Below are 24978 nucleotides of genomic sequence, written 5' to 3' on the forward strand. Positions count from 1 at the left end.
AATAACCAAGATAGGTTGTATTAAGTTATTTTAGACCCCGCTACCTTCGCAGGGGTGACATCGTAAGATCGTATTTATACTCCCGCCTACGCGGGAATGACATCGGCTATTACCATTACTATGCCTTAAACCTTTTCGGGTTAGCTATATAAGAAATTAAAATTAATAAAAAATAAGATTATGACAAGGGTAAAACCCCATCAAAAGATTATATCTTTCGCTGAAAACAAATCTGATTTAGATAAAATTACTCAATCTATTATGGACGGTTGGGCAATAGTAAAACTAATGCCACATGGTAATTATTTTATTGGTGTCATGGAAAAAATGAATTATGACAATAATATAAATGACCAAGAAAAAATTGTTTATATCCCTCCAAGAAAAAAGATCATTTTTACTTAGTGGTCTCTATTTTTTAGTGTATAAAACCTTATGGGCTTTGTTATTAACTAGACTATACTCTTTTAGGATTATTTATAATGACTTATTTAAAATTTTGTCTTCGTTTAATATTATTGGTATTTTTAATAAACTACTCCGCTCAAGGAAGATGGAGTAACTACGAAGATGCTCCTGTTGAAATAAAATTGTGTAACAACAATATTACTATTAACCAAGATGGTACTTCTGAAGAAATAACGGAAATGCACGCAAAAATACTAAAAGAATCAGGGCGTAGTGAGTTCTCTCAATATAGATTGACTTATAATAACTATAGTTCCCATATCTCTATATTAGAAGCCAGGACTATTTATAATGGACAAGAATATGTAGTTTCTAAAGATATGATTGAGGATAAACCGCTAGCTAGTTTTGGACAAGGTTTTGATCAATTAAATCAGATAACTATCTCATTCCCTAAAGTGGAACTTGGTGCAGAAATATACTTAAAATATAAGTTTGTTAAAACGAAAGTTCCTGTAGACCATTTTTATGGTACTACTTTATTTTATGGTACAGAAGGCTACTTGCGAGCAGATCATACTAAGATTAATTCCAAATTACCTCTAAATATCAAAGTAAACGACCCAAAAGGCGTATTAAAAGTTATTACCGATGCTGAAAGTGACTTTCATTCGGCAGAGATTATCCTAGAGAAACCTGTTTATAATCAATTGACCAATGAACCAGGTAAGGGTATATTAAATATTAAGCACAGCACTTGGGTATCTTTATCAAGCTTAACTAAATGGCAAGATTTGGCTAAACAACTTGCTCCTGGCTATTTTAAGGTAATCAATCAACCACTTCCTACAATCTTCATGAATATAGCGGAATCTGCTCTAGATAAAAATACCGATGAAGAAAAAATTAATTTTGTCACTTCTTCATTAGCTGAGAAAATCCAATATATGGGTGATTGGCGAACAGTATCAGGTCAATATTTTCCTAGAGATTTAGAAAAGATTGCTACTTCTCAAATTGGTGATTGCAAAGATTTTTCTGCAAGTACTGCTGCTATCTTGCAAAAGCTTGGGTTTAAGGTTCAACCCATTTTAGTAATGCGAGGTATTACTAATTTTTCTAACCCAAATGCACTACCTAACATAGGAAATTTTAATCATGTGATGCTTAAAATAGCTAATAAAAATGGAAAAATATATTGGATTGACCCAACAAACTTTGTTAGTATGGCACAAGGAATTTTTCCGGATGTTGCAGGTAAGTTAGCCTTGGTATTAGATATTCAACAAGCAGGTTATACCAAAATTCCTGAAATAGCCTATCAAAATTCACAAGCTATAATACACAATGAGTTCGTAATAAGAAATAATATTGTAGATGTGCAAGGTCAGCTTGATTTGAAAGGAGAAGAAGCAGTAAATATAACAGGTGCTGGGTTATATGAATCAAATGAACAGCTAAGAGATATTACTTTCCACATGTTGACAGGAGTATATCTTGATGAAGAAGACAAGAAATTTTTAGAATTACCTGACCTTACTTCTCGTATTGTTAAGGATCTTACAATTAAATATGCATTTCAGCAAAAAAACCGAATTTTTAAAACCAATAAGGGGTCTGGTTTAAGGTTAAAATTGTATGAAATGAAGGATATTACAAATACAGCTTTTGACCAAGTATCAGACCTTTTTATAGGTATACCTAACACTAACACAAGACATATAATTATAAAAAATATTATAATTAAAGACTGTAAAAAATTAAACTTTGAGGTTGATACTCCGTGGATATATGTCAATAGATCATGTAAATATCAAAATAAAGATACCGAATTTACAGATATAATCTCCATAAGAAAAAGTTTGATTACCAATGAAGAGTTAAAAACTCCTCAGTATAAAAACCTTAAAAGCAATTTAGAGAATAAGTTTGAGCGAGCTGCGATAGTTATTGAATGAATATAATTATCCCTTGCTGTCAAGGTAATGTCATTCCCGCTTCGGTACACTAGTGTCCGGTTTAAGTCAGCGGCGTCATCTTAGGCAAGTGAGAGCCTTCGGTACGAACGCTCGATCCGGGATCGAAGGACTTAAAATTGTCGTAAGGATGATTTGTCAATCTTACTTACGATAATTTTTACTAACTACTTGATTTTCTAGATACTGAAATAAATTCAGGATGACGTCCCACGAATCCAAAGATGTGGGTAATAGTAAGCACAAAACCGTAGCGTACTAAATTCCGTTACGGATTCGAGAACGAAAATAACGATCGATAAAACCATTAGATAGAAATCTTCACATCACCTAGCAAAACAGGTTATTCATCTTTTTTCTTATCAATGTCTTTCATTCCTTCCTTGAAAGCTTTAAGACCTTTTGCAAGATCTGACATCACTTGAGGCAATTTACCAGCACCAAATAACACTAAGATAATTAACAAGATCACTAATAAGTGACTGAAGCTCATTCCCATAATATCAATTTTGTAAGTTTTAAGTTAAAACTACTGTAATACTATAGTAAATAGTTAATTTGATCTAGCATAAAAAAATATAAGTTTATCAGCATGAAAAGATTAAAAACTAACATCACTAATATCTATGGCGATCAAGGTAAGGTTTGGTTAGATGATTTACCAAGAATTGTGGATGAATTGGCTAAGGAGTACGGTTTGTCTAGTTTAAATCCTATTAAAAACTTGAGTTACCACTATGTTTTAGCAGGCTTTCAAGGTCATCAGCCAATTATCTTAAAGTTGGGGCTAGATATTGCTGGACTTAAGAGAGAATCAGCAGCTTTAAAGGTTTTGTCTAGATTTGGCAGTGTTAAGGTTTTAGCTGAAAGCCCTAGCTTACTATTACTTGAGCGGGCTATTCCTGGTATATCATTAAAATCCTATTTTCCTGCAGAAGATTATCAGGCTATTAAAATAGCATGTAATGTAATGAAAAGATTACACTATGCACCTTTGCCATCAGAAGGTTTTCCTTATGTCACAGATTGGCTGGCAGTATTAGATAAAGAATGGGATGTGCCAACTTACTACTTAGAAAAAGCTAGACAATTGCGAGATAAATTACTAGGTACATCGTCAACGTTAGTTTTACTTCATGGTGACTTACATCATGATAATATTCTACAAAATGGTGATGATTGGGTGGTTATTGATCCTAAAGGAGTTATCGGCGAGCAAGCATATGAGGTAGCAGCATTTATTCGTAATCCTCTCCCTGAACTTCTTGCTTTAGAAGATGCTGAGAGTATTATTGCAAATCGCATCACTAAGTTTGCGACTCTCTTGGATTTAGATACGGAGCGAATTAGCGATTGGTGTTTTGTCCAATCTGTACTTTCTTGGGTTTGGGCTTTGGAAGATGGTTTTGACGGGCTTATGTTAGCAGATCTTACAAAAATTTTTGATAATCTGCTTGTTAATACGAAAGTAATTGGTAGCTGAAGTTGTTTGGTAGTGAAAAAAATAATTTTGTCTTTCTGAACATTACGTCAATTCGGGATAAGGATATTGAGAACATGTAGATTAAAATCAAATTTTGTTGAAGGTTTATTTTTCTTTAATGAATAAGCAACAAGAGTAGATAATATATGGACAAAGGCATTTATTGGTGATCTATGTCTAGTATGTTCAAGGTTCATTTTATTTTTTAGATAATCAAAAACTGTTTCAATTAAGTTACGCTTTCGAAGTAAGATTTTTTCTTTCAAATCCATTAATTTATTTTCCATATTCTTCTTAATTCCATGAATCATTTTTAAGCCTCTTTCATATAAATTTAAGAACAAATTTTGCTTAATATAACCTTTATCAGCTGCTATAATTCCAGTTAATCTTTTTGTTAACTCCGGTACTGGAACCCTATCATCTACATTGCCTTTGGTCACTTTTAATGCCATAAACTCCCCTTTATTATTGATTATTACATGTAATTTAAAACCATAAAAATACCCCATAGAGGATTTACTATGTTTGGCTAATCCTTTAAAAACTTTATTGCTATAACGCCTTTTATTGTGACAAGCTTTAATCGTTGTAGAGTCAATAAAATAAATACCTGTTTCTTCACCAAACAACAAATGAATCAACATATTTAGCGGTATGAATAATCGTGCCATTAATTCAACAAATCTATTATAACTCAAGGCTTTAGGGAAATCATCCTTATGCATGCACTCTATATAACTTTTATAGAAAAATTTAAAATTCTTAGCATAGGATGTATGAAACATAATTATTATTGTTAACATTTCACTTAAACTCATGCTACAACAGCGATTTCTCTGCTTATTTGATGGTAATAACTTTCTCTGTTCATACTCCAAATAAATTTTACAAAAATCATCTATAAAACTATATAATTCTGTGATATCTTTTTTCATGCCTGTAGTTTGTTTTTTTGTTTAAAAATATAAATACTGCAGGCACTCCTTTTTGACAATCCTTTTATCTATTACTATTTCATCTATATCTTATCCCGAACTGACGTAATAACAATAGAAGAGAGAGGTTATGCCAAGTAAGACAAAAATATTACAAGAGGTTATAAAAATGCGATTTGAAGAAATATACGACAGATACGATAGAGGAGAAATTAGCAACGAAGTTGCAGCAGATTTATTAGGATGTAGAGAGAGAACATTTAGACGAAAGAAAGTGAGGTATGAAGAAAGTGGATTTTTTGGTCTGTTAGATAGAAGGATAGGTCATATGCCACCTAACAAAGTAGCAGTAGATGAAGTAGAGCAAATGCTAAAATTATACGAAGAAACATACTATGATTTTACATCTAAGCATTTTCATGAACAGCTAGTAAAGAAACATAAATTTAAGCATAGTTATAATTTTGTTAGGATATCGCTGCAAGGATGTGGATTAGTAAGTAAACTTATTAATAAGAAGCCTCACCATCGTCTTAAAAGAGCTAGGAAGTCCATGGTTGGCATGATGCTGCATCAGGATGGTTCTACCCATGAGTGGATTTATGGACTAGGGTATCATCCGGACTTGATAGTGACAATGGACGATGCTAGCAATGAAATATATTCAGCATTTTTAATAGAGGAAGAAGGAACAGCAAGTTGTTTTATAGCCCTGACAGAAGTCATAGAAGCTAAAGGGTTATTTAGTTCTCTGTATGTGGATAGAGGTAGCCATTATGCTTACACGGCAATAGCCGGTGGTAAGGTAGATAAGAATAACCCGACACAAGTAGGAAGAGCGTGCAAGCAACTTGGCATTCAGCTTATCCATGCCTATTCCCCAGAGGCGAGAGGTAGGTCAGAGAGGATGTTTGGCTCTCTTCAGAAGCGGTTACCACAAGAATTCAGAGTAGCTGGTATTAGAACGATTAGAGAGGCAAATTGTTATCTCAAGGAAGTTTTTGTTCCAGAATATAATGAGCAGTTTTGCGTGACCCCAGAGCTTAAGGAGAGTGCGTTTATCCCCTATACTGGGAGGGATTTACAAGATGTATTATCGATTCAAGAGGAAAGAGTAGTAGCAAAAGATAATACTGTTTCCTATAACAAAAAGCTCTTGCAAATCCCAAGTAATGACCAGAGGTATCATTATGTAAAATGTAGAGTAATGATACATGAATACACCAATGGAGAACTGGCTATTTTCCATGGTGCTAGGAGAGTAGCAAAATATGATGCAAGTGGCAAGGTAATTGTGGAGTTAAGCAAAAAGGCTGATAGCGTCAATATTGCAGCGTAAAGGGAGCTAGTTATTGTGAATCACTAACTTTAACTGGTTGTGGAATTATGGATAACTTCTAACGAAGTTTCCCACAATTCCACAACCACAACCATCTAAATTTTAAAAAATATTTTTTAAGAATTTTAAAAAAAAGATTCACAATAAAACGGACAATTACCTTGTTACAAAACCCGGACATTTTAGAATGTTATTGACAGCGAGGACGTTATGACTTGCAAACTTGCTAATTTGCTGTACAATTTATCACATTGCAATTGATGGAATATATTTACAACATATATTGATATAATTAACAACTTGTAAATTGTTATAGTAAGTTATAAACTATCAAATGCAATAGATCGAGTACAAGTCTTTTTGATTCAAACTAATATTATGCAACAATTAATACAACAATTCAAACCGTTCATTATTGCTATTATTATGTTTTTATTTTTTAATATTGGTTTTTATATTTACCTTTTACATCTACAAAAAGAAAAAGAGAAATTAATGCTTACTGGTTATTTAGATAGTGTTGGTAGTTTATTATTTCATGATTTAACAACAGTCTTCAATAAATCTAGCGATAATAAAACTTTTTTTTTATTTAAAAATTTTTCAAGAACAAATAATGGTATAAGCGAGAATACAATAAAAAATAAACCATATACAATTTCTATCAGAAATTCAGCAGAAGATTTTATATTTGATTTACAAGAACTAAGGGAGAATTTAAATAGAATATTCCCCAATTTCATAGGTTATGCAATCATAATCAATGATTATAGTGTTGCATTTGGTTTAGACTATAAGCAAAATTTTAATATAATAAAAGATTATCCAATTGATTTAAACACAGTTTTAACCATAAAAGTCGGAGTTAACAAAAATTCTAGTTTTTATCTTTTGAATAGAAGAAAAATATATAAAAATACTTTGATAACGGCTATTTCAACTTTTTTTATTTGTTTGTTATTTTTGTATTTGTATTTAAAAATAACAAAAATAATAGAAGAAAGATTGTCCATATTAGAACATGACCTACACGAAGAAAGGAAGATTAATAATACGCTACTGAGCAACAAAAAAATTAATCAAAAACTAAAGAAGCTCTTTATAAAAAAAGCAACTGAGATGTATATCAAGCAAGAAATGGGGATAATACTAGGTGATGAGAAAATAATTCAGAATATATCCCCAAGTAACTATTTATTTCCAATGTGCTTATATGATACATCTCCTGAAAAAATAAATATAGTAAATTTAACTAAGTCTTTAAAAGAATATTTTTCACCTTATTTTATTAGAGTAGCTTTAAAGATAAAAAAAACTATAGATACAATTAACATTAATTGTGCGACCGAAGTTTTTTATCAGTTAATTTTTAGCCTTATTTTTAATTTAATGGAATTTATGGATAGACAAAGTGAAGTTCCTAAAATAATGGAAATAAGCTTTACCGAAAAAAAAGTTATTATTGAATATGACAGTTTCCCTTTAAATGAAGAAAGAATGGTTGATATATCTGAAACTATAGTGTTAGAATATATGGATGTATTTCTACTTAGCTGTCGTAAAATATTCAAATCTCTAAAGGAGCATAAGTTTGAGTACAGTGTATCTTCTACTGATGAATCTAATATAGTTGAGATTATTTATCCTATAGTAATAAATAAATCAGTACAAAAACAAGAGCAAGTGTTAGATTTTACTAAATATGTGAATAATATTAGAAAGAAAAAATGAAAAAATATTTATTAATAATAATGGTATTAATAATGCCTTATACATCAGTTGCTCAAGCGGCAATATCTAATCTTGTTATACCAGTTAGTTATTTTGTTGATCATGTTAAACAATTAACTCTAGCTAAGAATAATTTGATCAAATATAGACAAACAGGTTTCGTTGGCATTAGTGGTATGGGCAAGACTCAACTTGCAAGAATGTATGCCTATGAGCATAAAAATAATTATGATGTAATTTGGTTTATTGATTGTAATTTAGATATTAATGAAGAGTTTCTAAAACTAGCAAAATCAATTAATGAAAAAACTAAGACTTTAATATCAGAAGATGTAAGAACAGCAAAAAAAGAAGTATTGTCTTACTTATCTAGTAAGAATAAATGGTTGTTAGTATTTGATAATTTAAAGATCAAAGAAAATCATAAGGTGCAAGAATTTATTAATTGGGAACATAATGGTCATGTTATTTTTGCTTCCCAGGATTATGAGCTATTACCTAATACAGTCAAAATGACGGCATTTGAAAAAAATGATGCTATTACTCTTGCTAATAATATTTTAGAAAAAGATGATCCTAAACTAGCAGAATTTTTAGTTCAAGAATTTGTTGGTTATCCTATATTGATAGTACAAGGTACACAGTTATTGAACCAAGTACCGGGTTTAAATCAAGAAGAATATAAAAAGAGGATACGAGATTCTGCTGATAAAATTAAATCAAACATTGTTTTAGCAATTAAGGAATTAAAACCAAATGCTAAAAGATTACTGAATAAGATAGCTTTAATCAATAACCAAGCTTTTTCCAAGGCACTATTGAAGATTATTGCTGATGACAAAAACACCATTGATGATGATATTTATCAACTGTCTAAATTTGCTTTAATTTCTAATACTGATCCAAATGAAACCAATCCTGTTTTTGAAATGCATGATGTTATTGCTAATAAGATCATGGAACTAAATGGAAATAAGAATAATAAAAGTTATCTAGAAGATATTATTACTAAGTTAATGGATGGAATACCAAAAAATGTACTTAAGGGACGTATTTTTAGAAACACAAAAACCATTAGGGAAAACATGGAAATAATTCTAAAGAACGCACAAAAATATAATATAAATATGTATAAAGTGATGGAATTAAGATTTCATGTACTTAATAGTTATCTTAATATTTTTGATTATTATAATGCAGAAAAACTAGTTGAGTGGTTTAATAAAAATGATAAAGAGGGTAAGTTAAAATTATTATTTATGAATAATAATGAGAAACGCATATATGCTGGGTATTTAGGATTAATAGCTGCATATTATAAAAGCAAATATTCAGATTACAATGTAACACTTGAATATTATAAAAAAGCACAAGAAGTTTTTAAAGGTATAAAAGGGTATAATTCTTATAGATACAATATATTGTATAACTTAGCATCGACCTATACTATATTAGGACAAATTCAAAAGGCACAAGAAAATATTCAGATAATTGAAAAGATGTTTAGTGATGGTTTAGTAGACGAAAGTGAACTTTTTTATATATATGTTGCGAAAGCAAAATTGCTTTTTACTTTAGGAGAATATACTAAAGCATTAGAACAAATCAATGGTGCTGTAAATGTATTTCTCAGTAATAGGCTGCACCAAGATAATTTATTATTTACGAATAGTTATGTACTTAGAGCTGAGATATTAAATGCTCTTAGCCAATATAAAGAAGCCTATGCTCAAGTTGAACAATTATATAATATGCATAAACCCTCTAAAAAAGATGATCATGAAGTATTTGGTCGCATTTTTATCCAAATGTCAAGAGCAGAGCTAGGTTTAGGTAATACTAATAAAGCTCTAGACTATGCCAGCAAGGCTAAAACCATATTCATTAATGACCCAGCTAGACCTAATAAAGATATCAGCATTTCATCAGACACATATTTAGCAAAGGCTTTTGTTGCAGAAGGAGATGCATTAGCAGCTCTTGGTCAGAATGAAAAGGCGGCTGAATCCTATGCTTCAGCAGAAGTATTATATTATAATAATTATCGGAACAATATGAAAAATGTCGATGAAGTAAGCTACCTGTATTGGGCTGCAGCAAAAGCGACTTGCAATTTACCAAATAAATTTTGGTATATAAAATTTAGCACCCAACTCATAGAAAAATTTGGTGCAACCCACTTTAGAAGTATAGATATTTTGAGTAAGTGTAAGAACTAATAAAATTTGATAAAATATTCACTTTTGCCCCAAATTTACTTTTTTTGTATGCGTTGTTGTAATATCCAATTAATAAACCTTTTCTCTAGTTCTTTTTTGGGTTCGGGTTTCGAGTAATTAAACACTTCTAACATAATATTGACTAGGGTGTGTCATCAATTAAGTTGACAGGAGCGTTTATTTGTTGTGTAATAGAGAAAAAATTAAGAATAAATTTTCTCTATGCGTCGATATGCTCTACGTGACGATCAATGGGATCGGATTAAAGATAACCTACCTGGAAGGAAAGAGTCTGTTGGTGTAACAGCCAAGGATAATCGCCTATTTGTAGAAGCAGTCTTGTATCGATATAGGGCTGGTATACCTTGGAGAGACCTACCTGAACGTTTTGGAGATTTTCGAGTGATTCACCTACGTCATTCAAGGTGGAGCAAGACAGGTGTGTGGAAAAAGGTTTTTGAGATGTTGGCTAAAGATGCTGATAACGAGTATGCCATGATTGATTCAACCATTGTTAGGAGTCATCAACATAGTGCTGGTGCTAAAAAAAAGAGTTAGAGGATGACCAAGCAATTGGACGAGGTAAAGGGGGGCTGAGTACTAAAATCCATGCCACATGTGACGCTCTAGGGAATCCAACGGGATTCCATCTTACCCCGGGTCAAGCTCATGATTTGCAAGGATCTGATGTTTTGATGAATGAATTGACGAAAGCGGATGCTGTACTTGCTGATAAGGCTTATGATGCCGATGCACGTATGCGAGATAAGCTGAAAGATAAGGGATGTACAGTTGTGATTCCCCCAAAGAAGAATCGTGTGAATCCAGCTAATTATGATAAGGATCTTTATAAAGCTAGGCATTTGATTGAGAACTTTTTTGCAAAATTGAAGCAATATAGAGCTATCGCAACACGATATGACAAAACATCTCAGAACTTTTTAGGAGCTGTTTATATGGTTTCCATGGTAATTTGCCTCAATTGATGACACACCCTAGCATTATCTAGTACTACAACCTGTCCTGCTTTTAATTCTTTAATTAAAAACTTCTCAACCCAATTATTAAATAGTTCTGTATTACAAGTTCCATTAAACACAAAAGGGGCTATCGGCTTATTATTTACCAAACCAGCTATGATATTAGTTCTTTGATACTGTTTACCACTTTTTTGTCCAACCAACAATTCTCCTATCTTACCCCAACCTCTATCTTGGCAAATGGTCCTATCTATACCACTCTCATCAAGATACACCATTTGCTCTTTGTCATATTTACTGACCTTTTCTAAATATTCAGATCGTTTCTCTGCACTTGCTTCCAAATAGCTGAAGGTTTTTTTTATAACTATAGCCTAACTTCTTTAATATTCTTCCAACTTGAGTGCCTGTAATCCCAAATTTCTTACCAATATCTTTTAGCGTAATATTTGAATTATTTTTGACAAATTCTTCTAATTGTTGCTTGTCAACTTTACTTTTAAATCCTAATCTCGCTTTTGCTAATATTGTTCCTTCTTTTTTCTTCCTTACCTTCCAACGATTAATTGTATTCTTGTGTATATCAAATATCTTAGCAGCAGATATTTGACTATTACCTTTTTCTATATAATTTATTACTTTTTCTCTTAAATCTTGACTATATGGGCTTGTTGACATTTTTTTCTCTTATTTATATCATATAAACTCACCTAATTCAATGTCTTTCACTATATAACCTCCAGTATTCTATTGCTTACTACCCTGTATCAAGTATCAGCTCTCACTACTACCGACTATTTCGGGGCTATCACGTTCACCTTTTGGTTTCGGCTCGATTGTTTCGCTGTCTACGCTTTACTACTGTCGTTACCTTCAGCAGCACAAGACTCGCTATATGGTGGAGCTAGCTACTCCTTCCATAACAGGACTTTCACCCATAAGATTAATGCACCTTATCTTGACGCACATACAACGTCAATTCGGGATAAGGATTAGTAAAAATGCTTTAGCTATAACTAATACAAGATTTTGGATATGTATAAATTGCATTTCTGTGAATTCATACATTAATTGCTCTTCGTAGTGTATATATGTCTGCTATTTTTACTAATCCTTATCCCGAATTAACGTAAGTTGTGAATCCGGTCAAAAATTTTAATCAATGCCACATCATATTTTTCTTGTTGAAGTAATATATCTAATGTTTCCGCCGAGCTAATCTTTCCATAAGGCTTTACCCTAGTCAAAGCTTCTACTTGACTAGCAACCTTCTCCCCAAAGATATAGGCAATCATTTTTTCGGTAAGTTTTGTATCTTCGATGGTATCATGTAGTATGCTGGTAACAATAATGTCAGTGCGAAAAAGATAATCAGAAATCATATATGCTACCTCTATTGGATGAGAGTAATAAGGCTCTCCTGATTGCCGCATTTGGCTGCCATGATATTTTTTGGCGTAATAAATAGCCTTTCTAACCTCATCAATATCTATTGGTCGGTTTACTTCCTCATTTATCTTACGTAATTTACTCAGTAACCTAGTAGCATATTGACAAGATTCATATTGTGAGTTGTCCCAATAATTAATCTCTTCTTCTTCCATAAAAAACCATAATATTTTTATATTCAATTTATAGATTAAACTAAAATATAAATTATTACCAAGGATTTTTATCTATTTTTAAAAAAGATGCAATATTTTTTAATTTTATTGTTATATAAACAGACAGTTGCTTCCTTTATGTTCACCTAGCCTTAAGTCTCAGTAAAATTACTACAAATTATATAGAATTTTTGTTAGAAAAACAATAATAATATTTCAATTTATAATAAAACTATATTAAGTTTGTAATACCGATTATGAAAGAATTGCGTAAATTTGAGTGGGTAGCGGATTTGGCGACTCTAGTAAAAAGTGAAGACCAAATTAAACAGCAGAAGTTAAAAAGCTAAAAACTGCTTAATTATGCAATAATAAGAAAACTACAAGTTTATGGGAATAAAAGCTGCGAATAATATTGCAAAACGTGTTGCTTTAATGCAGGATGAATATTTTAGTGATTATACTTATAAAAATACTAGTGCTATGTTACAAAGAATTGATCAATTTGGTATTGATTATAGAAAGGAATCATCTTATGCACTGTGACATTGATTTAGCAATTATTATCAGCTTTTTAGGATAAATAAAAGAAATGTAGAAAACATTTTGCAAGATAATAATATTATGCTACTATGCAACTAATGAGATTCTTAGATTATAGAAATGTCAAAAGATAATTTAGATACTGGCAGAAATACCGATAATAAATTTGTTAAAACAGAAGAAGAAAGAGAAAAACGACTGGATCGTGAAGAATCAGCTAGAAAACTAAAAGCAATTCTCTTTGTGTTTATACCACTTTTAGTTGGTTTCCTAACCTTCACTTATTTCTTTCTTAATTCAATAGAAGAAAAAAGTAAACTACTAAAAGAGCAAACAAGCCAAAATATATCAACACCAAATAGCTCAGCAAAATAGGTAGATTTGGCTAAAGAAATTAGTTTATTGGTTGAAAGGACAACATAAGGCTGTTTTTAAAAGCGATAGAGTTGTTATATGGATTTAAAATTTGTTACTTTAGAAACGCTTTAGATCAGATGGTATTTTTAGGAAAAAGGTAAAAATTGCAAAGTTAGCAAGGACGCTAGATATGATAGGCTCTGACGGAAGAACGTCAGGATTAATTAGAATTAAGCATTTGCTCTCCTCCATTAATCAATTACTTTAATCGACTTTTCATGTCGCACTTTCATCTTATATTCAGGTAGAACCTCAAGAATTGGCGTTCCCACGCTAAAGATCGAGGCTGCTCCGTTACTCATATACGCTACGCCGCTCGACTTTGCTACTGCTAGCTCTTCTTGAAGTTATACTATCGTCTATCAACTCTTGAAATCATAGCAGTATACAGAAGTGCAACTAATGGTTAATTCAAAAGCTATTCCCCATTCTTCTATAGTTTAGTGCTTCAGCAATGTGTATCTTGTGGACGTTGGAAGAAGCGTCTAGATCTGCTATGGTTCTTGCAACCCGTAAGATACGGTTATAGGCACGCATGGATATACGAAATTTTGTCGCGGCTTCATTAAGTAAATCCTTACCATCATCCACTGGTAATGCATATTCGATCAGCAACTGCCCGTCCAAACGGTTATTTGTTTTAATATTATATCCTTCATATCTAGTTTGTTGAATATTACGAGCCATTTCGACCCTGTGTGCTATCTGCCCTGATTCTTCTTCTGTATCATCTTCTATTAAATTATAGTTATATGAGTCGATAGATCCTACCTCTATATGTAGATCAAATCGATCCATGATAGGGCCGGAAATTCGCATCTGATAATCACTCCCACATTTTGGAGATTTAGAACATGCTTTATGAGGATCGCTTAAATAACCACATTTACAAGGATTCATTGCTGCTATTAGCTGAAAGTTGGCCGGATATTTTATATGCGAATTTGCTCTAGCAATTAGTATTTCTCCGGTTTCAATTGGCTGCCTTAAAGATTCGATAACGTTAGGTGGAAATTCTGGTAATTCGTCTAAAAACAACACTCCGTTATGTGCTAACGAGATCTCTCCAGGTTTTACTCTTTTACCGACTCCACCGCCGACCATCGCTGCTATCGAGCATGAGTGATGGGGGGTACGAAAAGGTCTAGCTCTTGATAGTTTCCCGTTTGCTAGCTTGCCTGCAACGCTTGCTATAGTACTGCACTCCAATATTTCTTCGGGTCGCATTTTGGGTAATATACCAGGTATACATTGTGCCAACATAGATTTGCCAGTACCAGGTGGACCAAGCATTAATAGATTGTGACCACCAGAGGCCGCTATTTCTAAAGCTCGCTTGGCTACTTTCTGTCCTTTGATATCTTTAAAGTCAGGGTAATTTATTATAGTAGTGTCAATTTCTAATTCAGGTGATGATAATATTTGTGAGCCTTTAAAATGGTTAACTAACTCTATTAAATTTCCTGCTACTAAAATATTATTATTGCCAGACCATGCAGCTTCCTGACCATTAGATTTTGAACAAATTAGCCCTTTATTTCTAGCCAAAGCTCCAATAGCAGCAGGTAAAGCCCCGCTGACAGGCAGAATAGAACCATCTAGAGATAATTCTCCTATTACTAGATATTCTTGTATTTCCTCAGCTGGCAAAATTTTCATGCTGCTAAGTATAGCACAAGCAATAGCAAGGTCAAAATGACTACCTTCTTTAACCAAATCAGCTGGAGCTAAATTTATCAGTATTTTTTGAGCAGGCAAGGCAAGACCTATTGAAGAAAGTGCTGCTCTAACTCGTTCTTTAGACTCGCCAATAGTTTTATCAGCAAGTCCTACTATAGTAAAATTAGGTATCCCTGGTGATATCTGTACTTGCACATCAACATCGATAATATCTATACCGCTAAAAGTTAAACTACCAAGGTGAACTATCATTTCTATAAAATAAATTTTACTAGATCAAGATTTTTGATAATTTTTGATAATTGCTGGTCGACAAAATGTTCGTCAATAACTATCTCTTTTTCTTTCGTATCACTTGCATTGAAGCTTATCTCCTCCAATAAATTTTCTAGAATAGTATGTAATCTTCTTGCTCCAATATCTTCAACTTCTAAATTAACATTTGCTGCATAAGTAGCAATTTTATCTATTGCATTATCAGTAAATTTTAATTTTACCCCTTCGGTTGCGATTAAGGCTGAATATTGTTTTATTAAACTTGATTCTGGTTCAATTAAAATTTTTATCATATCGTCCTTAGTGAGTGAGCTTAACTCTACTCTAATAGGTAGCCTTCCTTGCAATTCAGGTAATAAATCAGATGGTTTTGATAAATGAAAAGCACCTGATGCTATAAATAATATATGAGCAGTTTCTATAGGACCATGTTTTGTATTAACTGTTGTACCCTCAATAATAGGCAATAAATCTCTCTGCACTCCTTCTCTACTAATTTCTGAACTTTTTCCCTCAGATCTTGAGGTGATTTTATCTATTTCATCCAAAAATACTATACCATCATTTTGTACTAGCACTAAGGCATCTTGAGTAATTTTTTCTTGATCGATCAATTTTTCTGACTCTTCAGCAGAAATAATTAAAAGAGCATCTTTAACCAGCATTTTCTTAGTTTTTGTTTTATTAGTACCGATAGCTTTGCCGATCATATCAGAAATATTTAAGACGCCCATGGCCGCTCCTGGCATACCAGGAATTTCAAAATTACTACTACCAAATAAGCCCCCTGAATCTGTTATATTTATTTCAATTTCAGTATTGTCAAGTTCACCTTTTTCAAGCTTGCGACAGAATTTTTCTCTAGTTTCAGTTGATGCTGATTTGCCGACTAAAGCATCCAAAATCCTTTCTACAGTTTTTAAATTTGCATTAGCAATCACTGCTTTTTTAGCATTAGCTTTTTGTGTGTTAACAGCTATTTCCACTAAGTCTCGTATTATTGACTCAACATCTCGTCCAACATATCCTACTTCAGTGAATTTTGTTGCTTCTACTTTAAGAAATGGTGAGCCGCTAAGCTTAGCAAGTCGCCTAGCGATTTCAGTCTTACCTACGCCAGTTGGTCCTATCATTAAAATATTTTTTGGCACGATTTCTTGACGAAGTGGTTCGTCTACATTCCTACGTCTGCAGCGATTCCGCAACGCTATCGCAACAGCTTTTTTAGCTTTATATTGCCCAACAATGAATCTATCAAGTTCAGCTACGATTTTAGCGGGAGTTAATCCCATAGATTTTTTTTTAAGATTAATACTCATATAACTTTAACTTTTTCTACTTTAACTTTTTCTAGAATAATATTATGATTAGAGAAAACACAGATATCAGCTGCAATATTCATTGATTTTAAAGCAATCTCTTCTGCAGTTAGGTCATTGTCAAAAGACATTAAACCTCTAGCAGCAGACAGTGCATATAATCCACCAGAGCCAATGGCAGCAGCATCACCATCAGGTTCAACTACATCGCCATTACCAGTTAAAATTAATATATTTTTTTGATCTGCAACGATCATCATTGCTTCAAGTTTACGTAAATATTTATCGCTACGCCAATCTTTTGCCAGTTCTACAGCACTTCTCAGTAACTGATACGAATATTTCTCCAACTTTAATTCTAATTTTTCAAATAAAGTTAGAGCATCTGCAGTAGATCCAGCGAAGCCAGCAATAATACTATTATTGAACATGACTCTTAATTTTTTTGCTGTAGATTTTAAAATTGTATTACCATGGGAGACCTGACCATCCGCTGCGATTACAACATTCCCCCCTTTTCTTAAACAAAGTATAGTAGTCCCGTGTAATGTGACAGGGCCGGGCGAGTTATCTGACATAAAGAATCTTTTAAATATTGATGTTTGGCTATTTGTTTATTATTATGGTATTTAAGTAATCATTTAATATCGTAATTACAAGACTTTCCTATGAATATTTATTCAATATATGTTAATCCTCAAAAAAAGGATAACGATTTTATTCTTATCAAGCAAGGTTTTTCATTATTTGCTGCGTTTTTAAGCGTGTTTTGGGCATTCTATCATAGAATGTGGTTACCACTAATAATTACTTTGATATTAAGTATTATTATATCAAATTTAGGTTGTACTAATTTTATTTCTGTAAGTCAATTCGCCATTATGTTAATATTTGGTTTTTTCAGCGATGATATGAGAGAATATGATTTGCAAAAAAAGAAATACCAGCTTACAGACATAATATTAGCAAAATCTGAGATAGAAGCTGAATTAAAATTTTTAGAACGCTTAGTGGATGAAAAAAATGTGTTATAGTAATCTCAGTTTGATATAAGACATCAATTTAATAGCCCGATGTCATCAACTAACCTCAGTTTGATGTAAGACATCAGTTTAATAGCCTAGGGTGTCATCCCAGCGAAAGCTGGGATGACATAATGGCAACAGGGGTGACATCACCCCTAATGGTGATGATTACTTGAGCTTACTATTAATTTATTACATCAATACTTGAGGTCAACTATTACCAACATCTGTGTTGCTAATAGTATTTGGGAGTAAATAATAAATAATGAGAGTATAATGATTTATGTATGACAAGAATAATGTTTTTATAAAAATTATTGGTAAAGATATTCCAGCAGATATAATATATGAAGATGATAATCTAATAGCATTTAATGATATAAATCCTGTAGCACCAATACATATAATAATTATACCAAAAAAGGAGTATATTGACTATAGTGATTTTATCCTTAAAGCTTCTAGCGATGAAATTAAAGATTATTTCACCAAACTATCCTATATTGCCTCGCTAGTTGGTTTAGATCAAGATGGCTATCGTTTGATTACTAATAAAGGGGTAAAGTCTGGACAAAGTGTGTTCCATTTTCATTTCCATATTATAGGGGGGAAAACTATTTCTAAGCTGATATAGTCAATTGATTTGGTTTGCTACGTCGTTGTTCGATCGCTATACAGCCTCTCTATACGTCATTGCGAGAAGGTCGCAAGACCGACGAAGCAATCCAGTAACATCATTTATCTATAGATTGTTTCCTGGATTGCTTCGCTTACGCTCGCAATGACGCTGTGGTATAGGTATTTGTAAACTTTCGACAGTTGTGTTCCTCACGCCTAGTAGCAAATCCAACTGAATTAACTATAGGTTAAAAATTAGGGAATGACATATACTAACAGATATATAAGAATGATAAAAAGATAAATGTAGATGACAAAACAATATAATATTGCGGTAATTGGTGCGTCGGGTAATGTTGGACGTGAGACTTTAGAGATTTTGTTTGAGAGGTGTTTTCCAATTAATAAGCTCTATGCTGTAGCATCGAGTGAATCTAAAGGTAAAGAGGTTAGTTTTGGGGAAGATAGTATAAAAATATTTGATATAGATAGTGTAGATTTTAGTAAAATAGATATTGCTTTTTTTGCAGCTGGATCAGAAATATCAATGAAATATATACCCAAGGTTGTCGAGCAAGGTTGCATAGCTATCGATAAATCGTCATTTTTCAGACTTGATTCTGATGTTCCTTTGATAGTTCCAGAAGCCAATCTAGCGAGCCTAAAAGATTATACTATTAAAAATATTATAGCTAATCCGAATTGTTGTACTGCTCCTATAGCTACTGTATTAAAGCCTTTGGATAATGCAGTAAAGATTAAGAGAATGGTGATATCGACTTATCAGTCGGTTTCAGGAGCAGGGAAAAGAGGAATGGATGAACTTTACGAGCAAACTAAGGCAAAATATGTTTTTAGTGACATCACTCCTAAAATTTTTCCTAGGCAAATAGCTTTTAATTTATTTCCTTATATAGGTAGTTTTAATGAAGATGGTTCTACTAGTGAAGAATCTAAGATTTCCTTGGAATTAGAAAAAATTATAGGATCACATGCTAAATCTAGTGTAACTTGCGTGAGAGTGCCGGTGTTTGTTGGTCATTCTATTTCAGTTAATGTTGAGTTTAGTGGAAAGATAGATGCTAAAGAAATAGAAGAAATACTAAAAGAATCAGACTCTATTGTAGTTAATTCTCATTTGGATAAAACACAATATGTTCCTCCCATAGATGTTGTTGGTAAAGATTTTGTTTATGTTTCACGAATTAGAAATGATCATAGTCAAAAAAATACCATTAATTTATGGATTACAGCAGATAATTTACGTAAAGGAGCAGCTTTAAACGCTGTGCAAATCGCTGAGGAATTGATAAAAGGATATTTATCGAAAAAGTAATTAATTAACCTGAATTCGATTTAACAAGTTACATCGAATTCAGGTTAATTAGGTTATTTATATTACTTTTAGGCTCTAAGTCTAATAAAGAGGTTGCCATATTATTTATTTTGCGTATAGTGTAGAGTTCAATAAAAATATTACAAATAGTATAATTTTTACTAATCAGCAGTAAAAAAATATAATAGAGCTGGGAAGCCGTCAGGTTCGGATAACTACTATTATCAGGACAGGATAATTTAATTTGTGTTAGATGATATAGATTATAATTCAGAAAAATATAATATAACAATGGTAATATGAGAAATAATAGTGCATTAGTATCTCAAGTAATAAATCCCCTAACTACTGCTCTTGAGAAGTGCAAAATTGCATTTTGGATAGTTTTTAGTTTTGCGTTTGTTATTAACTTGTTAATGTTGATAACGCCTCTTTATTCCTTGCAAGTTCTTGATCGGGTTATAGGAAGTGGTAACTTATTTACATTAATGTGGTTGTCTATTATTATTGGTACGATCTATTTTATTTATGGGTTATTGCAAGTTGCTAGATCATTCACCCTAATTAAAGTTGGTGAATGGTTGGATAAAACAATTGCTCCTGTAATTTTTGGTCACTCTATTTCAGCCTCTGCAACTCGTACTAATATGGGTGCTAGTCAGTTACTTCGTGATTTCCAAACAGTAAAAACCTTTCTAACTAGCACTGGTATTAATACTTTATTTGATGCTCCTTGGAGTATTGTCTACATAATAGTAATTTTCTTAATTCATCCATATATTGGAATCCTTACATTAGTTGGGGCTATTATTATTGTATCTACGGCTTTCTTTAATGCAGCTGCAACTAATAAAACTCTCGGTGAAGCTACTGAATTTTCTATAAAGGGTATGACGCAAGCTGACATCGCCAATAGAAATTCAGAAGTTGTAGAAGCTATGGGCATGATGAAAAATGTTACGGCAAATTGGCATCAATTTAATATTGCTTCTTTGGAGAAGCAATCAATTGCTAGCTACCGTAATGGTGCTATTTCTAATTTTTCAAGATTTATCCGTAATGTTATGCAAATGCTGGTAACTGGTATTGGTGCTTATGTTGTTGTTCATACTTCAGGAAGAGATATGACTACTGGTGGTATGATTATGAGTTCCATTATAGTTGGTAGAGCTTTAGCCCCTTTTGATAACGCTATTGAGTTATGGAAAAGTATGAGCGGGGCTATAAAATCTTATAAAAATATCAATCAATTATTTGCTTCGTATAAATCAAGAGAAGAAGCAATGCCAATTCCAAATGTCGAAGGACATTTAACTGTGGAAAATATTTATTATTCGATACCAATTCCTCCACATATACCACAACCACCAATACCAAGATATATTTTAAAGGGAGTGTCCTTTGCGGTGCAGCCTGGTGAAATATTAGCAATTATAGGGCCTTCTGCAGCAGGTAAGTCAACTTTAGCAAAAGTTTTAGTTGGGGTATGGAAAGCATCGTCAGGGACTGTTAGGCTTGATAGTGGAGAAATTTACCGTTGGAACAGGGAAGACTTTGGCAAACATGTAGGGTATTTGCCGCAAGGAATAGAGTTATTTAGTGGTAGTATAAAGCAGAATATAGCTAGGATGACTGAAAATGCTGATCCGGAAAAAGTAATTGAGGCAGCTAAAATTGCTGGGGCTCATGAAATGATCTTAAGATTACCTGATGGTTATGATTCAGATATTGGAACAGCAGGTTCTAATCTTTCTGGCGGACAAAAACAACGTGTTGGTCTTGCTAGAGCATTTTATGGTAATCCTAAACTGCTTATTTTAGACGAACCTAATGCAAATCTTGACGAAGCGGGTGAAATAGCCCTGTCAAATTGCTTAAAGCAAGCAAAATCTAGGGGTATTGCTGTAGTTGTTATCTCTCATAGACCTTCTGTATTATCGGTGGTAGATAAGATTTTGGTATTACAAGATGGGGCGGTAGCTCTTTATGGCACTCAAGAAGAAATGCAAAATCGAGTTAAACTGTTACAAAGTGGTGTAATCCACATTAATGAATAAGTTTTAAATATGGAAGAAAAGAACAATAAGCCGGCATTTACAGCGGAGCAACTTAAACAGCTTTTGTCGCTACAAAATGATTTAACACACACGAAAAAAACAAAGGGAGCTATTGTATCACAAAAGGTAATAGTAAAGATTTCTAATGCCATTAAAAATACATTATATTATCTTGATCGTTTCGTCAATTTTGTTACTAAAAATAATGATGTTGATCGCAATGATGTAGTGCAAATTGCTAGATCCCCCATTCTTTTTGGGGTATATGTAATAATCTTTTTTGTATTAGTTGGAGGAGTATGGGGCAGTTTTGCTCCCCTTGATAGTGCTGCTACAGCACTGGGTGTTGTTATAACGAGTGGTAATAAGAAGACAATTAATCACCAAGAAGGTGGGATTATAGCTAATATTTTTGTTAAACAAGGTGATCAAGTTAAAGAAGGTGATAAATTAATAGAGCTAGAAGATACAAAAATTAAGTCAGCATATGAAAGTAATTTAAGCCAATATAGACATGCTTTAGCAACGGAAAGTCGTTTAATTGCCGAGAGAGATAATCAAGCTCAGATTGAATTTCCAGAATTATTAACCAAAGATAATTTACCTGAAATAGCAAGGATTATACATACCCAAGAAAGTTTATTTCAGTCTAAAAAAGAAGTATATAAAAGTGAAAAAAATGCCTTACATCAAAGGATCGAGCAATTAAATAAAAAAATCGAAGGTACGCAGGCTAAAAAAGTTGCAAATATAAAAACTCTAGAGGTTGTTAAGGATCGTTTAAAGGCAATGCATACATTGCATGAAAAAGGTTTTGCTAATAAAGCCGCTTTATTGGAATTCGAAGCTAAAGAAGCACAGTACAAAAGTGACATAGCTATGGCAGAAGCTGATATTGCATCTATTAAACATTCGATTACAGAGTGTGAGATTAGCATTATTAGCTTACAAAATAAATATACAGAGAAAACTCTGACTGAACTAAAAGAGACACAAGAGCTAGTAGCTCGTTTTAAAGAGGCATTTAATGCACATCAGGACTCTTTAAATCGAGTAGTTATTAAATCACCAGTTGATGGTATTATAAATGTATTGAACTATCATACAATAGGACAGGTGATTTCACCAAGTTATCCGATTCTAGAGATTTCTCCAACTGATGATAGTTTGGTAATAGAAGCAAAAGTTCCAAGCAAGAATATAGATTCAGTGCATGAAGGCTTGGTAGCAAAAATTCGCTTCAGTGCTTTTAAATCTAGAACAACGCCGTTATTTACTGGCAAAGTTGTTAAAATATCTCCTGATATTGTACAAGACAAAAATCCAACTCAAGATCCTACCACTTATTATATCGCTAGAATTGAGATTGATATGGATGAGTTTAATAAGATTGCAAAAGCTAAAAAGTTAGAGTTACATCCTGGTATGCAAGCGGAAGTTCAAATTGTCACTGGCACAAGGACTCTCCTGAAATATTTACTTGATCCTATTACTGATACGATGTTTAGAGCATTTAAAGAGAAATGATATCGCTAGAGGGTAGCTATATGTTAATGTTCTTAGCCAAAAACGATGTCATCCCAGCGAAAGCTGGGATCTAATAATGTTTAATAGTCTTTTAGGCTATTTTTTTAGATTCCCGCCTACGCGGGAATGACAGCTCTGGGTATTAACTACAACTGTAGTATTAGCGTAGTTAATAATGGGAAATGGTATAACATCCTTCTAGGCTACTTTTTTAGATCCCAGCTTTCGCTGGGATGACATAATGGCTGAGTAGGGGTGACATCACCTTTAACAGGGATGATACTGAACCTAGTATTAACTTGTTATATCGATATTTGAGATTAAGTAAGTGTATACTCTTCTGCTTTGAAGCATTGGTTTAGCAAATACTTACGGGGTATTCAGCCATAACTGTCGAAAGTTAGTAAATACAGCTTCCCTATACGTCATTGCGAGGAGTCGCTGAAAGCGGCGACGCGGCAATCCAAGATACGCGAAGTGTACTAGAAAAAACAGCTTCGCTGTTTACCTAGATCGCCACGGCATCTAAAGATGCCTCGCGATGACGATTATAGAAAAATGTAGGGTACTATGGTATCAGCTACGCTCCGTTTGCTCACCCCTTGTTTATTGTCCCAATTCTTCAAATCATTTGAGTATATATTAATTTTCGGATTTGATACTAGAGTTTTCTAACGTTTTATCAATTACCCTAGAAAGGATTTCTAAAGTATATCCATTTGTTAGTATGCCATTAACAAAAAATGCGGGTGTACCAACAAAACTTTGTGAACTAGCAGCAAGGTTAGTATTGGCAAGTAATGTTTCAACAATTTGATTATCACTAAGACATTTAGCATAAGTTTCTGCGGATACTCCACCAATTTGAGCTATATTTGTTAGTAACTCACGATATCTATTACTACTGCCCCATTTATCTTGTTGTGCTAGTATTACACTTTGGAATTTAAGAAAACTATCTAGATCATTTGGACAACGTGCTAAAATTGCTGCATCTAAATCTTGCTTATTACCGATAAATTCACGAATTATATAAGCAATTTTATTGGTGTCAATATATTTCTTTTTAAGTTCAGGTAGAATTTTTTCATGATAATAAGCACAATGTGGGCAAGTTGGAGAAAAATACTCAACTACCACTACAGTTGCCTTAATATTACCAAGAACTATATCGTTTTGGCTAACATTGAAAGTTGGTTTATAAGGCATCTGTTTCAAGCTAACATCACTTATATCAGTAGAGTTAGTAGCAGAATCCTCTACCATATCTAGAGGTTCTTCCGTATTAGTTGAAGCCGGACTATCTTGAGGATTTACTATTGTGTTCCATTTATCATTGGCAAGGTTGTCATTATTTTCTTCTTGTGGAGCTTTTTCCTGAGTCACTTCAACCTTATTATCAGGTTGCTCGTTCTTATTATTAGATTTATCACTTTCTTCCGAACATGATATTAACAATAATGAAATTATAATGATAAGGATATTATGCATAAGTTTGGATA

The 24978-nt window shown here is 32.8% G+C and carries 24 protein-coding genes; 15 read left to right on the plus strand and 9 right to left on the minus strand.

Annotated features, from left to right (window positions below):
• Window positions 1-180 precede the first annotated feature (180 nt).
• Together ACN1AG_RS05180 and ACN1AG_RS05185 are read left to right on the plus strand one after the other, a co-directional pair.
• Window positions 181-405, plus strand: coding sequence for a DUF2674 domain-containing protein (locus tag ACN1AG_RS05180; RefSeq protein ID WP_341754271.1), 225 nt, complete (start codon window positions 181-183; stop codon window positions 403-405).
• 77 nt (window positions 406-482) lie between these two features.
• Window positions 483-2366 (plus strand): DUF3857 domain-containing protein, encoded by a 1884-nt coding sequence (locus ACN1AG_RS05185; protein ID WP_417904585.1) that lies wholly within the window; start codon window positions 483-485, stop codon window positions 2364-2366.
• A 361-nt stretch (window positions 2367-2727) separates the two neighbouring features.
• Here ACN1AG_RS05185 and tatA read toward each other — a convergent pair whose 3' ends face one another.
• Window positions 2728-2883, minus strand: coding sequence for a twin-arginine translocase TatA (gene tatA, locus ACN1AG_RS05190; protein WP_341747719.1), 156 nt, complete (start codon window positions 2881-2883; stop codon window positions 2728-2730).
• Window positions 2884-2976: 93 nt separating this feature from the next.
• Here tatA and ACN1AG_RS05195 point away from each other — a divergent pair, with 93 nt between their 5' ends.
• Window positions 2977-3867, plus strand: coding sequence for an aminoglycoside phosphotransferase family protein (locus ACN1AG_RS05195; protein WP_417904586.1), 891 nt, complete (start codon window positions 2977-2979; stop codon window positions 3865-3867).
• Window positions 3868-3914: 47 nt separating this feature from the next.
• On the opposite strand, the gene ACN1AG_RS05200 is transcribed toward ACN1AG_RS05195, so the two are convergent.
• A complete protein-coding gene (locus ACN1AG_RS05200) occupies window positions 3915-4805 on the minus strand; it encodes an IS982 family transposase (RefSeq protein ID WP_367363772.1) in 891 nt (296 codons plus the stop codon).
• Window positions 4806-4935: 130 nt separating this feature from the next.
• Here ACN1AG_RS05200 and ACN1AG_RS05205 point away from each other — a divergent pair, with 130 nt between their 5' ends.
• The 4 genes from ACN1AG_RS05205 to ACN1AG_RS05220 all read left to right on the plus strand — a co-directional run bounded on the left by ACN1AG_RS05205 (window position 4936) and on the right by ACN1AG_RS05220 (window position 11080).
• On the plus strand, window positions 4936-6144 hold the full coding sequence (locus ACN1AG_RS05205; RefSeq protein WP_417904587.1) for an ISNCY family transposase: 1209 nt from the start codon (window positions 4936-4938) through the stop codon (window positions 6142-6144).
• Between the two features lie 378 nt (window positions 6145-6522).
• Window positions 6523-7875, plus strand: coding sequence for a hypothetical protein (locus tag ACN1AG_RS05210; protein ID WP_417904588.1), 1353 nt, complete (start codon window positions 6523-6525; stop codon window positions 7873-7875).
• Entirely contained in the window at window positions 7872-10094 is a 2223-nt protein-coding gene (locus tag ACN1AG_RS05215; protein WP_417904589.1) for a tetratricopeptide repeat protein, read from the plus strand. Before ACN1AG_RS05210 ends, ACN1AG_RS05215 begins: the two co-directional genes overlap by 4 nt.
• A 222-nt stretch (window positions 10095-10316) precedes the next feature.
• Window positions 10317-11080, plus strand: a protein-coding gene (locus ACN1AG_RS05220; RefSeq protein WP_417904590.1) for an IS5 family transposase whose coding sequence is annotated in 2 segments (ribosomal slippage) — window positions 10317-10649 and window positions 10652-11080 — 762 coding nt in all. Because the reading frame shifts where the segments join, the coding sequence is not laid out codon by codon here.
• Here the strand turns inward: ACN1AG_RS05220 and ACN1AG_RS05225 are convergent.
• Window positions 11047-11418: a transposase gene (locus ACN1AG_RS05225; RefSeq protein WP_417904591.1), complete on the minus strand. Its 372-nt coding sequence runs from the start codon at window positions 11416-11418 to the stop codon at window positions 11047-11049. The genes ACN1AG_RS05220 and ACN1AG_RS05225 overlap by 34 nt on opposite strands.
• A complete protein-coding gene (locus ACN1AG_RS05230; RefSeq protein ID WP_417904510.1) occupies window positions 11390-11752 on the minus strand; it encodes a helix-turn-helix domain-containing protein in 363 nt (120 codons plus the stop codon). The genes ACN1AG_RS05225 and ACN1AG_RS05230 overlap by 29 nt, the downstream gene beginning before the upstream one ends.
• Window positions 11753-11824: 72 nt before the next feature.
• On the opposite strand from ACN1AG_RS05230, the gene ACN1AG_RS05235 reads away from it, so the two are divergent.
• A complete protein-coding gene (locus ACN1AG_RS05235; RefSeq protein WP_417904592.1) occupies window positions 11825-12070 on the plus strand; it encodes a hypothetical protein in 246 nt (81 codons plus the stop codon).
• A 128-nt stretch (window positions 12071-12198) separates the two neighbouring features.
• Here ACN1AG_RS05235 and ACN1AG_RS05240 read toward each other — a convergent pair whose 3' ends face one another.
• Window positions 12199-12678, minus strand: a complete 480-nt coding sequence (locus ACN1AG_RS05240; RefSeq protein ID WP_417904593.1) for an HD domain-containing protein — start codon at window positions 12676-12678, stop codon at window positions 12199-12201.
• A gap of 390 nt (window positions 12679-13068) precedes the next feature.
• Between ACN1AG_RS05240 and ACN1AG_RS05245 the strand changes: the two genes are divergently transcribed.
• A complete protein-coding gene (locus ACN1AG_RS05245) occupies window positions 13069-13224 on the plus strand; it encodes a hypothetical protein (RefSeq protein WP_417904594.1) in 156 nt (51 codons plus the stop codon).
• 117 nt (window positions 13225-13341) lie between these two features.
• Entirely contained in the window at window positions 13342-13596 is a 255-nt protein-coding gene (locus tag ACN1AG_RS05250; protein WP_417904595.1) for a hypothetical protein, read from the plus strand.
• A 453-nt stretch (window positions 13597-14049) separates the two neighbouring features.
• Here the strand turns inward: ACN1AG_RS05250 and ACN1AG_RS05255 are convergent, their stop codons facing one another.
• The 3 genes from ACN1AG_RS05255 to hslV are packed head-to-tail and all read right to left on the minus strand — an operon-like array spanning window position 14050 to window position 17491.
• A complete protein-coding gene (locus ACN1AG_RS05255) occupies window positions 14050-15570 on the minus strand; it encodes a YifB family Mg chelatase-like AAA ATPase (protein WP_367364271.1) in 1521 nt (506 codons plus the stop codon).
• A 2-nt stretch (window positions 15571-15572) separates the two neighbouring features.
• The gene (hslU, locus tag ACN1AG_RS05260; RefSeq protein ID WP_367364270.1) at window positions 15573-16913 is read right to left on the minus strand and encodes an ATP-dependent protease ATPase subunit HslU; all 1341 of its coding nucleotides are present in this window, start codon (window positions 16911-16913) and stop codon (window positions 15573-15575) included.
• A complete protein-coding gene (gene hslV, locus ACN1AG_RS05265) occupies window positions 16910-17491 on the minus strand; it encodes an ATP-dependent protease subunit HslV (protein WP_367364269.1) in 582 nt (193 codons plus the stop codon). The genes hslU and hslV overlap by 4 nt, the downstream gene beginning before the upstream one ends.
• 90 nt (window positions 17492-17581) lie before the next feature.
• Between hslV and ACN1AG_RS05270 the strand changes: the two genes are divergently transcribed.
• The 5 genes from ACN1AG_RS05270 (at window position 17582) to ACN1AG_RS05290 (ending at window position 23476) form a co-directional block, all read left to right on the plus strand.
• Window positions 17582-17947 carry a DUF2628 domain-containing protein gene (locus ACN1AG_RS05270; protein ID WP_367364268.1) on the plus strand — a complete coding sequence of 122 codons (366 nt, stop codon included), beginning with the start codon at window positions 17582-17584 and terminating at the stop codon, window positions 17945-17947.
• 274 nt (window positions 17948-18221) lie between these two features.
• On the plus strand, window positions 18222-18572 hold the full coding sequence (locus ACN1AG_RS05275; protein ID WP_417904596.1) for an HIT domain-containing protein: 351 nt from the start codon (window positions 18222-18224) through the stop codon (window positions 18570-18572).
• Window positions 18573-18866: 294 nt separating this feature from the next.
• Entirely contained in the window at window positions 18867-19892 is a 1026-nt protein-coding gene (gene asd, locus ACN1AG_RS05280; protein ID WP_417904597.1) for an aspartate-semialdehyde dehydrogenase, read from the plus strand.
• A gap of 299 nt (window positions 19893-20191) precedes the next feature.
• Complete coding sequence (locus ACN1AG_RS05285; protein WP_367364265.1) at window positions 20192-21949, plus strand: type I secretion system permease/ATPase; 1758 nt, start codon at window positions 20192-20194, stop codon at window positions 21947-21949.
• Window positions 21950-21958: 9 nt separating this feature from the next.
• A complete protein-coding gene (locus ACN1AG_RS05290) occupies window positions 21959-23476 on the plus strand; it encodes an HlyD family type I secretion periplasmic adaptor subunit (RefSeq protein WP_417904598.1) in 1518 nt (505 codons plus the stop codon).
• 642 nt (window positions 23477-24118) lie between these two features.
• Here the strand turns inward: ACN1AG_RS05290 and ACN1AG_RS05295 are convergent.
• Window positions 24119-24967 carry a DsbA family protein gene (locus ACN1AG_RS05295; protein ID WP_417904599.1) on the minus strand — a complete coding sequence of 283 codons (849 nt, stop codon included), beginning with the start codon at window positions 24965-24967 and terminating at the stop codon, window positions 24119-24121.
• Between the last annotated feature and the right edge of the window lie 11 nt (window positions 24968-24978).

The organism is Candidatus Tisiphia endosymbiont of Micropterix aruncella (assembly GCF_965178575.1).
In the GTDB taxonomy this organism is placed as follows: Bacteria; Pseudomonadota; Alphaproteobacteria; order Rickettsiales; family Rickettsiaceae; genus Tisiphia.